Genomic DNA, 17,061 nt, shown 5'->3' with positions numbered 1-17,061 from the left:
CGGTGAACGGGTTTGCGGCGCTGACGTTGGAGTCGGTACGCCGTTTGTCCCCGGCGGGGGTAGCGGAGTTGATGGTCGATCCGGGCGGGATGCTGGCGGTGCCGGTGGTGTTCCGTCCGCTGGAGGCGCGCGATTATGCCGGCACCTTGACCGTTCTATCGAATGATCCCTACAATCCCGAAGCACAGACCGGAGTCGTTGGCTCGGGCGAACTGACGCCTCCGGATCTAACGCTGAGCGCCGATGGGCACGACTTCGGCGCGATAGCCTTCGGCGAGCGTCGGGCGCAGGCCTTCACCATCGGCAATCAGGGAATGTCAGATCTGGTCGTCGAGTCGATCCGTGCCGAAGGCGACGGTTTCTCGGTCGATCGCGAGGGCGAGTCGTTCACACTTGAGCAGGGCGAGGAACTCGAGTTTAACGCGATCTTCGAGCCGACGCTGCGAGGCGGTTACAACGGACGCGTCGTCATCGCTTCGAACGATCCCGACCGCGAAGCCTACATCGAACTGACCGGTCAGGGGCTCGCAGCGGTAGTGCAAGCCGATCCGGTTGAAATCGACTTTGGCGCGATTCCTACCGGTTCGACCGGGCGCACCGATCTAAGCATCTCCAACATCGGCGATGCCGACCTGCAGATCACCGACATCACGTCCGATAACGAAGCCTTCTGGGCGGCGGTTCGTCCGCAGCACAACCTTGATAATGGCTGGCAGTATGTCGAGACGGATGAGAACATGCGGATCGTCGTCGAAGCGGCGACGGTCAATGACGAGCATCTGTCGGACGGAGACTACATCGGCATCTTTACCGAAGGCGGTATTTGCGCCGGATTCGTAGCCGCCGGAGATGCGCCTTTTGCCTTCGAGGCGTGGGCTGACGACCCGGCAACGCGCGACATCATCGAAGGCTTCCGAGTCGGCGAAACGATGCTCTTCCGGTTCTGGGTGGCGGGCGATCAGGAAGAATATGAAGCGCAGGCGGAGTTCGTCGAAGGCGAGAACGCCTATGCCGCAGGCGGTGAAGCGCACGTCAATCTGACCGTCGAATTCGAACTGCCGCAGCACGACTTTAGTTTCCGTGAAACGGACGCCAACCACTCGCTCCTGGTGCTCGAGGCGACACTCAACGGGCAGGCGCTGGTGGCAGACGACGAAATCGGCGTCTTTACGCCAGGCGGAGTCTGCGCCGGTGCGACGCGGCTCGAGGGCAATGAGCCTTTCCCGGCTGGATTAGCGGCGTGGGGCGCTGAGGGCCAGACGCCCGGCTTCCGGCCCGGCAATGCCTTCGCCTTCCGGGTCTGGGACGCTTCAGCCCGGATCGAGGCAAACGCGACGCCGGACTATCAGGAGGGTCCGGAGGTCTATGAGGTTAACGGCTTCACGGCTTTGACGCTGGCGGCCGAAGGCGGCTGGCGGGCGCGTCCGATGCCGGCTTTCGATCCGCCGCTCATCGTCCGTCCGAATGCGACGACCGGCGTGGCGGTCTTCTTTGGCCCGCCGGCGGACGGCGAATACGAAGCGACGCTGACCATTCATTCCAACGATCCGGCGAATCCTGCATTCGGCGTTGCCCTGCACGGCGTCGGCTCGCACGTCAACGCCGGGCCGGAGTGGGTCGTTGAGCCGGAGGACCGGGAGGTCGGCGAAGGACAGCAACTATCTTTTGAGATCGTAGCGCGCGATCCGGAAGGCGACCAGTTGCGGATGGAGATGATCGACCTGAACGACGCGCTGCCCGAGGGCGTCCGGTTCACCGACCAGGGCAATGGCCGTGCGACCTTCGGCTGGACGCCGGGCTTCAGCGACGCCGGGGAGTATGCTGTCGAATTCCGCGCCATTGAGCAGGAGTTCGTCCTTACGCGGCAGATCGCGATCACAGTGCTCGACGTCAATCGCCGTCCGGTTTGGGTCAGTCTGCCGCAGCGGCGCGTAACCGGTTATGTTGAGCAGGCGATCACGTTGCAGTTCGTCGCTACCGATCCGGACGGCGAAGAGTTGCAGTTTACATGGGATTACATTGGCGAACCGCCAGGCGATCCCGATGTCGAAACCGCGCAGGACGGCGGGAACTACACCTTTACGATGCGTCCCGACCGGTTCGAAGCCGGGGTCTATAACCTCCGCTTCACGGTAACCGACGGGCACGAGGCGGTTTCGGAGGACTTCACCATCGACGTCCGGGCGGACCACTTCCGGTTTGCAGTAACCGGGCGGGTGCATCAGATTCGGCTGGAGAGCGTCGAATTTGCGCTGGGCAACAACCGGACTCATCCCGATGCAGGTGATGAACTGGCGGTTCTGACTCCGCAAGGTCTGGTCGCCGGTGCCATCCGGTTCGATGGACAGGATCGAGCGCCCTGGAGTCTGAATGCCTATGGCGACGATCCGAATACGCAGGCGGTCGATGGATTCGCGGCCGACGCGGCGTTTGCCTTCCGCTATTATGACCACTCGGCCGGCGTTGAATATCCTGCCCTGGCGACCTTCAAGGCGGGTGATCGCGGGTGGCGGCTGAACGGCTTGACGCTCTACGAGATTTTCGTTGGGCCGCGGCTGGTTGCGACGCCGGAGGCACTGGCGTTCGGATCGGTCCGGACCGGTCGTCAAGTCGAGAGACCGCTTACGCTGCGCAATGTCGGAACGACCCCGGCATTGGATGTCCAGTTGTCGATTGTCGGTGGAGATGGGTTTGCGGTGGACGATGAAGGGCCGTTCGATATCGCTGCCGGCCAGTCGATTGAGCCGCGGATAGCCTTTGCGCCCGATCAGCCGGGTGATTACGAGGCGGCCTTGCGGGCAGCGAACGCGGTTCTGTCGTTCGACGTCGCCCTTACCGGGACGGGTGTCCGCATGGAGCACTACGTCTATAACCTGACCAATCGAGGGCACCTGATATCGGTGGCGGATGCCGACCTCGATGGCGAAGCGCTCGCCGGCAGGGACGAAATCGGCGTCTTCACACCGGGCGGAGCGGTCGCTGGTGCAGCCATCGTAACCGGCGATGCGCCCTATGACCTGATCGCCTATGGAGACGATCCCGGGACGCAACAGGTCGAAGGCTTCCGCGACAATGAGGCTCTTGCGTTCCGCATTTGGGATAATAGCGCGGGTCGCGAGTTCGCAGCCCGAGCCGAGTTCATCACCGGCACCGACCGGTGGCAAAACGGCGGGTTCACAGTGGTGACGCTTTCGACCGGCGACCGGCACTGGATACCGCTGCGAACCAACCTGATCCACCGCCTCACAGTGGTGGACGTCGATTACTTCGGCGGCGAACTGGCAGGCGGTGACGAAATCGCTGCCATTACCCGGCGCAACATTGTGGCAGGTGCGGTGGTGGTAGAAGGCGACGGCCCCTGGACATTCAATGCCTACGGCGACGATCCCAACACGCCGAATGTGATCGAAGGCTTCGTCCCCGGCAGCCCGATCTTCTTCCGCATCTTCCGCCGGGCGGACAACCGTGAAGTGCAGGCCCGTGCCGAGTGGCTCGCCGGTCCCGACCTCTGGGAGAACGGGGCGCAAAGCCGCGCCGAACTCACGGCAGCGCGCGACAACGGCGCTCCGAACTTCCGTCCGGTCGACCCGATCGTTGGACGGGAAGGCCAGCAGATCGCTTTCAATGTTGTTGCTTCCGATCCGGACGGTGATCCGATCGGGCTGCTCCTGACGGGAGTCAACCTGCCGCCGGAAGCGCGCTTCGTTGACCGCGGTGAAGGGGTCGGCACATTCGACTGGACGCCGACCTTTGTCCAGGCGGGCGAATACACCGCGCAATTCCGGGCTTTCGACGGCATGGCGGGAGCCGATCTTCAGGTGCGGATCACGGTGCAGAACGTCAACCGCGCACCGGCGCTACAGGCGGTCGGCAACCGGACGATCGACGAGGGGCAGCAACTGGCGATCATCCTGCGAGCCGCCGATCCGGACGGCGACCGGATTGCGTTCACGATGCAGAATGCGCCGTTTGGAGCGACGCTCGACAGCAACCTCTTCCGGTGGACGCCGGAATTCAACCAGGCCGGCGACTACGAGGGCGTAACCTTCATCGCTACAGACTTCGGTCAGCCGGCGATGGAAGCGCGCGAAGCGATCACTATTACCGTGCGCAACATCAACCGGCGGCCGGTATGGCAAGCCACCGGTGATCAATCGGCGAGCGAAAGCCAGTTAGTGCAGTTTGATGTCCGGGCGACCGATCCCGACGGGGATGCGCTGCGGCTTAGCGCCGAAGGGGTCCCTGAAGGCGCCGCCTTCATCGATCGTGGACAGGGACGCGGGCGATTCCTCTGGCAGACTGACTTCACCTCCGCAGGCGTCTATCAACTCCGCTTTACGGCAGCCGACTGGCAATTGTCCGATGTCCTGCAAGTGCAGTTGACGATACGGAATGTGAACCAGCCACCGACAATGGTCTTCATTGGCAACAAGCAGGTGAACATTCCCGACACGTTGACTTTCCTGATCACGGCTTTCGATCCCGACGAGGGCGAACGGGAGCGGCTCCAATTCTCGGTCTTCAACGCTCCGCCGATGCTGACCTTGACCGGCGTTGGAGGCGGCCAGGCGCGGGTCGTCTGGGCGCCGCGAGCCGAGCATCGCGGGGTCTATTCCAATGTGCGGTTCGTCGTCGAAGGTCCTTCAGGCGGTCGCGACGAACAGACAATAACGATGACGGCGGTGCTCTTCGACGCCAATCCGCCGCAGATAGTCGATGTCGTTCCGGCCGAAGGCGCGGTCGTCCGCGTCAACCGGCCTAATGTTTCGGCGCGCATTTTCGACCGGGAGACGTTCGTCGATAGCATCGCGTTCTTCTTCGACAACGTTCGGTTCCAGAATTTCCAATACAACGCCCAGTCGGGTGAGTTCTTGTGGCAGCCGGAAGGGACGTTGTCGGAAGGATTCCACTCCTACCTGATCCGCGCCTTTGACCTGGCTGACAACCCAGCCCAGCGCGCGGTGCGGTTCGAGGTGAACAGCACGGCCGGCGAAATCGTGATGGACGAAGCCGATCCGTTCGGCCTGGCGCAGCGCGTCAATCTCGCCGGTTCGGGCGAGCCGTTCCTGCAAGTGCGGCTCATCCGGAACGAGAACCTGATCGCGCAGACGCAAGCCAACGACCGCGGGCGGTTCCGCTTCCCGCTGGTGCAGTTGAACGAAAGCTGGAATAACTTCATTGTCGAGGGTAACGACGCCGTCGGCAACATCGCGACCGGCGACGAACTGCGGCTCTACTATGACATCCGACCGCCGGTCATCACCCGTCTGGCGCCGGACGAATTGGTGAACGAGAATCAGCCCGGTATCCTGGCGCAGATTCGCGACGAAGGAGTCGGGGTCGATATCGACGAGGGCATCGACTTCACCCTCGACGGCGAAGTGATTCGCGACTACCAGTTCGCCCAGGGCTTCCTCAGTTACGATCCGCCGGAAGAGTTGGCCGAGGGTCTGCACCGGTTCTCGCTCTCGGCGGTTGACCTGCTCGGCAACGCGCCGGAAGCGCCCTACGACTTCCAGTTCTTCATCGACACGCGGGCGCCGATGATTGCATTCGAAGATGAGGATATGCAAAACCTCTTCGACGACAACATCGACTCGCTGCAGAATCGTCAGCCGGTCATCACCATCCCGATTGTCGATCCGGCGCCGTCGAGTGGCATCGTCTGGGATGAGATCAGCCTGACGATCAACGGCGACGCCCTCGAGTTGATCATCAACGAGGAAGATGGTTCAATCTCCCACGACTTCTCAGAGGACGAGCCGCTCGAGCCGGGGCTCTACGAACTGGTGCTGACCATCCCCGACCGGGCTGGCAACGTCTATGAAGCGCGGGGTGAGTTCCGGATCGAAGACTTCGAAGACCTGCTGGGTCCCTTCTTCGCCAACCAGTTCCCGCCGCCCAATGGGATAATTGGTGCCGGTCTGGGGCCGGGCAACAACCCGAATGAATTGGTGGCCGATACGTTGCGTTTCGTCATCGGCGATAACGACGCCGGGATCGACCCGAATTCGATCTTGATCATGGTGATCAATCCGGACGGCGACACGACGATATTCCGGCCGGGAGACTTTAACTTTGCACCGCCGGGACGAGTGTCGGCGCCGCTCTGGTATATCCGCAACGATGGCGAACGGCAGCGGATGCCGGCCGACATTCCGGGCCTTGAAGAGGGATTCAACCTGATCAATGCTTTCGGCGGTGACAACAACGGCAACGAGAACGAGGAGCAGTGGGGCTTCTTCTTCGATGCGACCGCACCGGAGTCGCCTTCGCTCAACCAGCCCGAGAACATCTATGTCAATCGGGCGGAGGTGACGGTTACCGGCCGGAGCGGTACCGACGGACCGGACTACGGAAACCGGCAGAACATCCCGGCGATCCGTATCTATCGCGGCGGCGAAAACATCCTCGTGCAGCGGATCGACTATAACAGCGACTTCCGGGCTTCGGGTGTGCTTCTGAACGAAGGTCGCAACCTGATTCGGGCGACGGTTCAGGACGCGGCCGGCAACCAGTCGGAACTCTCGAACGAGATCGAGATTTTCCTCGATGTTACGGTGCCTACGGTGGTTGGATTTACGGCTGAAGGCGGCGATGTCATAGCCGACAACACGCCGCTCTTCAGTGCCAACCTCGAGGATCGGGGCAGCGGCATTGCGGCCGAAGGGATCACCTTGTCGGTGAACGGCGATGCTATCGCGACGGAGTTCAATGCCGAGACCGGCGAGGTCACCGGAACCGTCGAAACGGAGATGGAAGACGGCAATCATGTCGCGATCCTGACCGTGCGCGACCGGGCCGGCAACGAGCGGTCGGTCGAGTTCCGGTTCACTATCGACACCCGCGTCGTCGCCGCGCCGGAGTTCGACCTCGTGCCGCTCACCTCGATCAACCGGGTGGAGCTCGAGGGAACCGGCACCCAGGGCACCAGCGTCGTTGTTCACTTAAACGGCGATCCGATCAGCCTGGTGCGTCTGGCGAATGCGCCGGAGTTCCACTTCGAATACACCGCCCAGGATCTGCCCGACACATCGGTGGTCCGGCTTGCGTCGCTGACTGATGCCGGGGTTATGGGTGACCTGAGCGAGCCGCAGATGCTCGTGAATGACGACCAGCCGCCGCTCTTCAGCGATCTCTTCCCGGCCAACGGCGCTTCGGTCGATGTGAGTCAGGTGCGGACGGTGAGCGTCTTCATTGCGGACGCGCTGACCGGCGTCGATCCAAACACCCTTCTCTTCCGGCTGCGGGGTGAACTGCACGACTTTGACTTTGAAGAGGTCGATGGAGGCATCCGGTTGACCGCAGACATCTCGGGCGACGAATTCGGCGACAATGAGGTCGTAGCCGTCTCGGCGTCGGCGCAGGACCATTCGATACCCGTCAACCGGCTGCGGTTCACCTGGGAGTTTGTCACCTATGTCGGCGATCCGCCTACGGTGACCTTGCCGGAAGTAATCAATATTGACGAAGACGACGAGTACTTTATCAGCGCTCGCGAGTTCATCTACGACCCGGACAACGGCTGGGCGGAGATCGACATCGATGCCGAGTTATTGGGCGCGGACGAGAATGCCGAAATGGTGCTCGATGAGAACGGCTTCCTGCGGATCACTCCGGCGGAAGACTGGTTCGGCGAGTTCCGGCTGGCGCTGCGGGCTACCGATGCCGGTGGTCTGAGCGGCGGCGATACGACGGATGTTCGGGTGCTTACGATAAACGACGCTCCGGTGATTACCGCGATCCGCGATACCATTGCGATCGTCGGGCGGGATTTCCGCTTGCAGGCTACGGCGACCGATGCCGATCCGGGTGACGAGTTAATCTTCAGCGACAACAGCCCGCTCTTCAACATCAGTGCCGACGGCTTGATCCTCTTCCGGCCGACCATCGATCAACGCGGCCTATATCGCAACACCCGCGTCTTTGTGCAAGACCAGGCCGGGGCGCGCGATACGACGACCTTCTCAATCCTCGTGACGGTGGCTAACCAGCCTATCGAAGTTGTTGGTCTGATCGAGGATGTGGTGGTCGATGAGGATGCCGATCCGTTCGCCATCGCCGACCTTGACGAGGTCTTCTTCGATGCCGATGGGCAGCCGCTCACGTATGGCATCGAAGTCGATGACGAGGGTCTTCGGATCGTCCTCGACCAGGAGACCGGTGTGATGACGGGCTACCTGACACGCGACTTCAACGGGCAGGTGCATGTCCGAGTAACGGCTGATGACCGGTCCGGCTCGACAGCGGAAGTTGAGTTCGATGTTACGGTGAATCCGGTCAACGATCCGCCGCGGCTGGTCGGAATACTGCCGCGTCAACGGGTTCTTGACGAAGATGCCGGCCGGGTGGCGATTGCGCGACTCGACTCGGTGTTCACCGATGTCGATGGCGACGGGATCACCTTTGACTTCGATGGTGGCGCCAATCTGGGCGTCGATATCGACAACAATACGCTGCTGACGATTCGGACCGATGACAACTGGTTTGGCCAGCAGGTCTTCACGGTGATTGCCGAAGACGGCGTCAACGGCGGTCAAGGCCGCGACCGCGGGCCGGTGCGGGGACTAAGGGAAGCGAGTGGGCCAGGTTGGGCCGGGGCGGCAATAGACTTCGGTCGTGGTGGAGACGCCCCGCGCCGCGACGAAGCGTCGCGAATCGACATTGCCGTAGAGGTTCGTCCCGTCAACGACGATCCATTCCGGCGGGTCAATGATCCGCACGTCGTCGAAATGAACGAGGATGAGCAGGACGTCGTGATTGAGCCGTCGCTGGCGGAAATGGCCGGGGACGTCGATATCGGCGATTCGCTGCGGGTGGTCTTCGACAACCGGAATGCGCCGGTGGCGCTCGACTACGACAACGACCGGACGCATCTGGTGGCGTCGGCGGTGGTGCCGGACTGGAACGGGGTCTATAACCACGCACTCATCTTCATCGACCGGGCCGGTCGGACTGTCAACCTGACGCTGCGCATCGTTGTCGCGCCAGTGAACGACGATCCACGGGTGGTTAATAGGATAGGCGATCAACGGTTCGCCGAAGACAGCGGCCCGTGGGATGTCGCCGATCTCGACAATGTCTTCACGGATGTCGATGGCGATCAGTTGCAGTTCCGGGTGGTGGAGGTCGAAGGCGGCGGTCGGTTGCAAGCCAACATCGACGCTCAGACCCACGTCCTGCGGCTGACCGCCGATCAGCACTTCAACACCTTCGGGATGAACCCGCTGACGGTGACGGTCGAAGCCGACGACGGGCAGGGCAACTTTGCGCAGGCGGCGATTAGGATCGATCCGTTCGCCGGTGGTGGCTGGCAGCGGCCGGTCGGGCCGGTGCGGGGGCTGCGTGATGCGGAGGGAGCATTCTTCGGGATGAACGTCATCCAGCCGCGACTGGATGACGACCCGCCGCGCCGCGATGAGCCGTTCGAGCACTCGTTTGCGGTTACGATCACGCCGGTGAACGACGCTCCGCAGTGGACCGACGCACCTGCGCAGATTGCCGTCGATGAGGGCGACCTCGTGCAGTTCGACGTAACCTCGGACGACGTCGATCTGGCTATCGAAGGCGACCAGTTGACGCTCAGCGTGGCCGATTGGGACGGGCTTGACCAACGCGGTGCACGGTTTGCCGACAATGGCGACGGGACGGGCCGGTTCACCTGGCAGACTGACAATGCCGATGCCGGGCAGTATGACGTCGTCTTGCGGGTGAGCGATGAAGCCGGTAGATTCGATGACGTGAGCGTTGAAATCCTGGTCGGGGACATCAACGTGGCGCCCGTTCGCGAGCAGGAAATCGCCGACCAGCAGATGGACGAGGATGAAGCCGAGCGGTTCATCATCGACCTGAGCGAGGTCTTCCGCGATCCCGACGGCGACGCGCTCAACTTCAATGTGCCCGATCCGGTTGGGCTTGAAGCGCGCGTCAACCAGGGGCGGCTGTTGATTCGTCCGGAAGCCAACTGGAATGGCAGCACGACCGTGGTGGTCATCGCCACCGACGGCCGGGGCGGTGAGGCAAGAGACACCTTTGCCGTCGCGGTGCGGTCGATTAACGACCTGCCGACGCCGTTTAACCTGGCGTCGCCGGCGAACAACGACCGGATTGCCGACTTCCCGTCGATCTTCTTCCGCTGGAACCGGTCGGATGACGTCGTCGAAGACTCGACGATGACCTACACCCTGGTGCTCTTCTTCAATGGAACGCGTCACTACTTTGCCGCTGACGACACGGTGAAGCGCATCTCGCGCAGAGAACTTTCGATCAACCGCAACCAGCCGACCACGGTGCGGTGGTGGGTCTATGCCAAGGACGGCATCGACTCGATCGAGAGCAATACCCGGTTCAACCTGACGGTCGAAGCGCTCTCGGTGCGCGAAGGCGACGACCTGCCGCTGCCGACCGAACTGGCGTTGCAGCCGGCTTATCCGAATCCGTTCAACGATGTGGTGAACGTCCGCTTCGACCTGCCGAGGGCAGGCGAGGTGGCGGTCACCGTCCACGATCAGAGCGGTCGGACGGTACGGACGTTGACCCGGGCGACCTACGATGCAGGACGTTACCGCCTGCAATGGGACGGCCTAAGCGAGACGGGAAGCCGCGTTGGGTCAGGCGTTTACTTCTGCCGGTTGGTTTCGGCTCAGGGCGTGAAGATGCAGCGGGTGGTCCTGCTCCGGTAAGGTGTGGGTGTGCGGGTGAGCGGGTGAGCGAGTAGACGAGCGAATGAGCGGAGGCAGACTGGCATGAGTGCCGGCCGGCCGCCTCCCTTTTTCACCCGTTTACTCGCCAACTCGCTTGCCCGCTCACTCCTTTTGCCTTGACAGGGTGGGACGGGGTGGCTATATTAGGGGGACCCGGTTGGGGCATTAGCTCAGTTGGGAGAGCGCGTGAATGGCATTCACGAGGTCAGCGGTTCGACCCCGCTATGCTCCACAAATTCGCGGCGGAGAGGCGGGCGTTCCGGTCGCGCTTCCGTAGCGACAGATGATTGAAAGGCTGAGCGCCGGTGGAATTGATCGTCGTCTTCCTGCTGGCCGGGATACTTATTTGTCTTCTCTATCTCGGACGACGACAGCGGCGGAACTTGCGCGACCGGCGCCGCCGTGTGATCGAGCGGCTGCGCGGCAGGCTCGAGGATGAGCCAGCCGGGTCTGAGGGCGGGGAGGATAAGGGTTTGCGAGAGTAACTCAGTGGTAGAGTATCACGTTGCCAACGTGAAGGTCGCGGGTTCAAATCCCGTCTCTCGCTCCAGGGATGCAGAATAGGGAGTTCAGAATGGACAATGAATAACATTCTCTCGATCTGCTTTGGGTGTTTGGCAAGCGGCGTGGCAGCGCGCCGCTTCTCTTTTGACGGTCATTAGAGTCCACGGTGTCTTATCGTTTTGAGATGCGGGTCGATCCGCTGACGCAGGAGATCTTCTATGCCGTTCCTCTGCGCAGCACGGCCCTGATGCAGGACCCGCTCCTCAACAAAGGGAGTTGTTTTCCCCGCGAGGAGCGCACCGAATTCGGTCTTTCCGGGTTGATCGCCGAACGCGTCGGGAGTCTCGAAGAGCAACTCGAGCGGGCGATTCAGAATTACCGGATGAAATCGACCGATCTGGAGCGTTACATTACGCTTATCGGCTTACTGGACCGCAACGAGACGCTCTTCTATGCGCTTCTCCGGCGGCATCTCTACGAGATGCTGCCGATCATCTACACCCCCACTGTCGGCCTGGCCTGCCTCAAGTTGTCGCAGATTATGCGGCGCTACCGGGGGGTCTATATCACCCAGCGCAACGTCGTCAACACCGAGCAGGTTCTGCGCAACATCGGGCTGCCCGATGTGACGCTTATTGTCGTGACCGACGGCGAGCGGATTTTGGGCTATGGTGACCTGGGTGTCGATGGGATGGGAATCCCAATCGGCAAGGTGGCGCTCTATGTCGCGGCGGGCGGTATTCATCCGGCCTCGACGCTGCCGGTCTGCATCGATGTCGGCACCAACAACAAGCGGCTCCTCTCCGATCCACTTTACCTCGGCACACGGCGACCGCGGCTCAAGGACGATGCCTATTGGGAAGTGATCGAGCGGTTTGTGCAGGGGGTTCGGAGGACCTTTCCGCGGGCGCTGATCCAGTGGGAGGATTTCGCCAAGAGCCACGCTTTCGAACTGCTTGACCGCTACCAGCGGCGGATACCGAGTTTCGATGACGACATCCAAGGCACCGGCGCAACGGCGGCGGCGGCGCTGCGAACCGCGCTCAAGATAGCAGGTCGTCCCATCGAAGGCGAGCGGATTCTGATTCATGGCTTCGGGCAAGCGGGGAGCGGCATTGCCCAGGCGATCGCAACGATGATGGAGGCTGACGCCGGTGTGCCGGTGGATAAGGCGAGGCGGGCGATCTACGCGGTCGATCAACAAGGCTTGCTCCTCGAAGGCGACACCTCAGTCGAATTGCAGCAACGGCCCTTCCTGCAACCGAACGACCTCATCACGAGCTGGAATGTGTCGCGAACCCGTCCGCCGACGCTTGCCGAGACCGTCCGGGAGGCGCGTATCACTACTTTAATCGGAGTCTCGGCGCAGGCGGACTGTTTCGACGAGAGTATCCTCCACCAAATGGCCATGAACTGCGAGCAGCCGGTGATCTTTGCGCTCTCAAATCCAACCTCGTGCAGCGAAACGACGCCGGAGGCAGTCGTTGAGGCGACGGAAGGGCGGGCGCTGATGGCGTTCGGCAGCCCCTTTCCACCGGTGCGGATGCCGGACGGTCGGACGATTACCGCGGCGCAGTGCAACAACCTCTATATCTTCCCCGGCGTTGGGCTCGGAAGCATCGTCTGTCACGCCCAAATGGTATCGGACCGGATGTTTCACGCGGCGGCTTCAGCGCTCTCGGACATGGTTACTCCTGAGGAGCGCGACCGGGGGATGCTCCTGCCCGACATTGAAGATGTCCGGCGGGTATCGGCAACGGTGGCGCTGGCTGTATCCCGGCAGGCACGTGAGGAAGGCACCGGCATCCGTGCCGGCGATGAGCGGCTCCGGAGTCTGATCCTCGGAGCCATGTGGGAGCCGCACTACTATCCCTACCGGTATGTCCGACAGATTACGGAATAGATATCGCGCTGTGACGCGAAGTTACGATAGAGATTACTACACCTAAACGGAGAGCACCTTGGGACAGCCTATTAATCACCGCATCGACGACCTTAAGCGTCCAGCGCAGGAGTACCCGCGCCGATTCGTGCCCCTGGAGACCGACCTGGGCGATTGGGGAGCGATTGAGCCGCTTTGTCAGCGGCTGCTCGAGCGTCCGATTGCCTCCAAGACCGACCTTGAGGAGTGGCTTGTCGATGGCAGTGAATTCGGAGCGGTGATCGGCGAGGAGTCGTCGCGCCGCTACATCCGCATGACCTGTGCGACCGACGACGAAGGCGCGAAGAAGGCTTATCTCCACTTCGTTGAGGAGATATTGCCGAAGTTGAAGCCGTTCGAGTTTCAATCGCAGAAGCGGCTGCTCGATTCGCCCTACACAGGCGAACTCGATGCCGGGCGGTATGGCATAATGCTCCGGGCGACGCGCAACGCCGTCGAACTTTTTCGCGATGAAAATATCCCGCTGGAGACGGAACTCGACCGCCTTTCACAGCAGTATCAGGAGATTCAGGGCAGCCTGACGGTTCAGTTTCGCGGAGAGGAACGGACGCTGCAGCAAATGGGCGTTTTTCTTGAAGAGAAGGACCGTTCCACCCGACAGGAAGCGTGGGAGGTGACGACCCGGCGGCGGCTTGAGGTGAGCGAACAACTCGAGACGATCTTCGACAAGATGCTCGAATTGCGTCTTCAGATCGCGCGCAACGCCGGGTTCGACAATTACCGGGACTATCAGTTTCGCCGCTACAATCGGTTTGACTACACGCCGGCCGACTGCTTCGAGTTTCATCAAGCGGTCGAGCAGCATGTTGTGCCGCTCACCCGTGCGGCACTCGACGAACGGCGGCGCGCCCTCGGGATCGACTCGGTGCGGCCGTGGGACGTAGCCTGCGACAGATTCGGTCGAACGCCGCTTAAGCCGTTCGACGGTGATGACCGGCTCGCCTTTGGCTGCAAGGAAATATTCACCTCCGTCGATCCGCGGCTTGGAGCGCAGTTCGACCGGATGATCGACCTTGGGCTGCTCGATCTCGGCAGCCGTAAGGGCAAGGCGCCGGGAGGTTACCAATCGACGCTCTCGGAAGTGCGTCTGCCGTTCATCTTTATGAACGCCGTCGGACTGAATCGCGACGTGATGACGCTTCTCCACGAAGGTGGGCATGCATTCCATGCGCTCGCGGCAGCAGATCAGTTTCTGCTCGACTACCGGCATTCGCCGATGGAGTTCGCCGAGGTGGCTTCGATGAGTATGGAGCACCTCGGGGCGCCTTACCTCGAGGTCTTCTACAGTTCGGGTGAAGCCGCCCGGGCGCGCCGCGACCACTATGAGTCGGATGTCACGATTTTGCCCTGGATCGCGATCATCGATGCGTTCCAGCATTGGATCTACACCCATCCGGGGCACAGCCGCGACGAACGAGCCGAAGCCTGGGTCGGCCTAATGAACCGCTTCGGAGCGGGAGTCGATTGGTCGGGTTTGGAGGAGGGTCTCCGCTATCGCTGGCATGCGCAACTCCATATCTTCGAATATCCCTTCTACTATATCGAATATGGGATCGCGCTGCTCGGGGCGCTGCAGATCTGGCGCAACGCGATGAACGACCGGCGGGGGGCGGTCGATGCCTATTTGAAGGGGCTTGCACTCGGAGGGTCGAAGCCGCTTCCGGAACTCTTTTCGACGGCGGGGGCGAAGTTCGACTTCAGCGCGGCGACGATCGCGCCGTTGATGAACCTCTTGCAGGAGGAAATGACCCGGCAGGGGGCGATGGAGTCGAAGTAGGCTTAAGGCTTGGATCTTAGGGCTTAAGGTTGGAGGCTGAGGGGATAAAGTGCCGGCGGACCGCGTAGGGGCCAATCCACTACAGGCGGATTGTGCCCAATACGAATGCAGCTCGCATCCGCCCTGCAGGCGTCTTCGGCCTCTACAGGATGTCCATAAATCCCCGCACCCAGTGATGTGCTTCGCAGATCGCATAGGGCCCCAGCCTTTAGTCCCAATGTCCGACACCCAACTCCGAAGACCTAAAGCCAACAACCAACAGCCAACAGTCAGGTGTCCTATCTTGTCTTAGCGCGGAAGTGGCGTCCGCAACGGTTTTCTGAGGTAGTCGGTCAGCCTCATGTAACGACGACCTTTCTGAATGGGCTGCGGCAGAAGCGGCTGGCACACGCATATCTGCTCAGCGGGCCGCGGGGTGTTGGGAAGACGACGACGGCGAGGCTCCTGGCGCGGGCGGTCAACTGCCTTGAGCCGCAGGATGGTGAGCCGTGCAATGAGTGCCGTCTCTGTCAGGCGGCGCTTGAAGGCCGCGCCCTCGATGTGCTCGAAGTCGATGCGGCGTCGAATACGGGGGTCGAAAAGACCCGCGAATTGATCGAAAACGTCCACTTCACGCCGATTGAAGGCGTCGCCAAGGTCTATGTGATCGACGAGGTCCACATGCTCTCGGCCTCGTCGTTCAATGCCCTCCTAAAGACCCTCGAAGAACCTCCCCCCCACGCCTACTTTTGCCTCGCGACGACGGCGCCGCAGAAGGTGCCTTCGACGATCCTCTCGCGCTGCCAGCGGTTCGACTTCCGGCGGGTGCCGGCGGCTGAGATTCGGGCGCATCTTGAGATGATCCTGACCTCGGAGGGGCTTCCGTTCGAGGTTGAGGCGCTCGATCTGATCGCGCGCAAAGCCGACGGGTCGGTACGCGACAGTCTTTCGCTGCTCGATCAGGTGATTGCCTACGCGGGGGGGAGCGTTCGACGCGCCGATACCGTCGAGGCGATCGGCGAAGTGCGGCTCGACCTGTTTTTTCGGGCGATAGAGTTGACACTGACGCATTCGGTTGCGGAGGCGTTCCGGCTCGACGGAGATTTGGCGATGGCGGGGATCGATCCGCAGGACTATCTCTCGGGCTTGCAGGGGCACATTGTGCAGTTGCTACAGGTGAAAGCGCTTGGATCGGGTCGCGTCGATTTGCCGCCCGAAGCGAGAGCCGGGTTCGACGAAGCCGCCCGTAAAGCCGGGGAGGCCGATCTCATCCGAATGCTCAACCTTGCGTCGGCTGCCGAAGTCGATATCCGTCGCAATTATACTCCCCGGGTGCGGCTTCAGTTGCTCTTTCTGAAGTATGCAACGCTCGACCGAAGCGTCGATCTGAGCGAAGTGCTCGGGCAGATGGGGAAAGGCGGTGGAGCGTCCGTCGCCGCTGCCGCACCGGTCAAAACTGCGCCTGTCCCGCCCCCGACTCAAGCCCCGCGCGCTCAGCCGGCTCGCAGCGCGAGTCCGGCGCCGGTTGCGGCATCGACACCCAAGCCAGCGGCTCCGACCCTGCCGGATGACCAAGTGCTCGCGGCGGTGCAAAATGCCTGGGACGAAATCTGGGATGAGGTCGCGGTTAAGCATAACTCCTCGGCGCGACTGGTGCAGGCCGGTGGCTGGCCGGTGGCTTATGCGGGAGGAGTCTTGAGGGTCAATGTCTCTAACAAGATGCTGGTCGAGCGTGCCCAAACCTGTCGGGCGGCGCTGCAGCAGGCGATTATGAGCCGGGTCGGCGCGGTAACGTTTGAGTTTGCGGTCGGGGAGGTGCCGAAAGAGGAAGGGAGCGACGAACTTGACCGCGCTGAGCAATTGCTGAAGTTGCACCTCGGCGCCGAGCCGGTGGAGTGAGACAAGTGAAGTGAACAGGGTGGCGGGTTGTTATACTACGTTGACAAAGGCCAGGATTCAGCATGGGATAGTATATGCGCTGGAGGAACGAAATATGAAGGATAGTTACAACCTATTAAAGATCCGAACTGCGGTGGTCGCGGCGGTGTTAGGGGCGGTGGCGGGGGCGGGAGTGACGCTGGCGTATGACCCTCCGCGGGTGATCGGCATCCTGCGCGGTGAGGGCGGCGACACGCTGCGCTTCGGCAACTCGTTCT

5 protein-coding genes and 2 tRNA genes are annotated in these 17,061 nt (G+C 61.8%); all 7 read left to right on the top strand.

Annotation, left to right across the window (positions count from 1 at the left end; translation table 11 throughout):
- The coding region (locus FJY67_07110; GenBank protein ID MBM3329223.1) for a tandem-95 repeat protein at positions 1 to 10,682 on the top strand (10,682 nt) is incomplete at its 5' end.
- A 180-nt stretch (positions 10,683 to 10,862) separates the two neighbouring features.
- Positions 10,863 to 10,938 (top strand) — tRNA-Ala (locus FJY67_07105).
- Between the two features lie 70 nt (positions 10,939 to 11,008).
- Complete coding sequence (locus FJY67_07100; GenBank protein ID MBM3329222.1) at positions 11,009 to 11,188, top strand: hypothetical protein; 180 nt, start codon at positions 11,009 to 11,011, stop codon at positions 11,186 to 11,188.
- A tRNA-Gly gene (locus tag FJY67_07095) sits at positions 11,179 to 11,253 on the top strand. The genes FJY67_07100 and FJY67_07095 overlap by 10 nt, the downstream gene beginning before the upstream one ends.
- Before the next feature lie 120 nt (positions 11,254 to 11,373).
- Positions 11,374 to 13,110 carry an NAD-dependent malic enzyme gene (locus FJY67_07090; GenBank protein MBM3329221.1) on the top strand — a complete coding sequence of 579 codons (1,737 nt, stop codon included), beginning with the start codon at positions 11,374 to 11,376 and terminating at the stop codon, positions 13,108 to 13,110.
- A gap of 82 nt (positions 13,111 to 13,192) precedes the next feature.
- Positions 13,193 to 14,926, top strand: a complete 1,734-nt coding sequence (locus FJY67_07085; GenBank protein MBM3329220.1) for a M3 family oligoendopeptidase — start codon at positions 13,193 to 13,195, stop codon at positions 14,924 to 14,926.
- Between the two features lie 273 nt (positions 14,927 to 15,199).
- A complete protein-coding gene (dnaX, locus tag FJY67_07080) occupies positions 15,200 to 16,804 on the top strand; it encodes a DNA polymerase III subunit gamma/tau (protein ID MBM3329219.1) in 1,605 nt (534 codons plus the stop codon).
- Positions 16,805 to 17,061 lie beyond the last annotated feature (257 nt).

The sequence above is a fragment of the Calditrichota bacterium genome, from assembly GCA_016867835.1.
GTDB lineage: Bacteria > Electryoneota > AABM5-125-24 > Hatepunaeales > Hatepunaeaceae > VGIQ01.
This window is presented reverse-complemented; position numbering and strand designations above follow the sequence as displayed.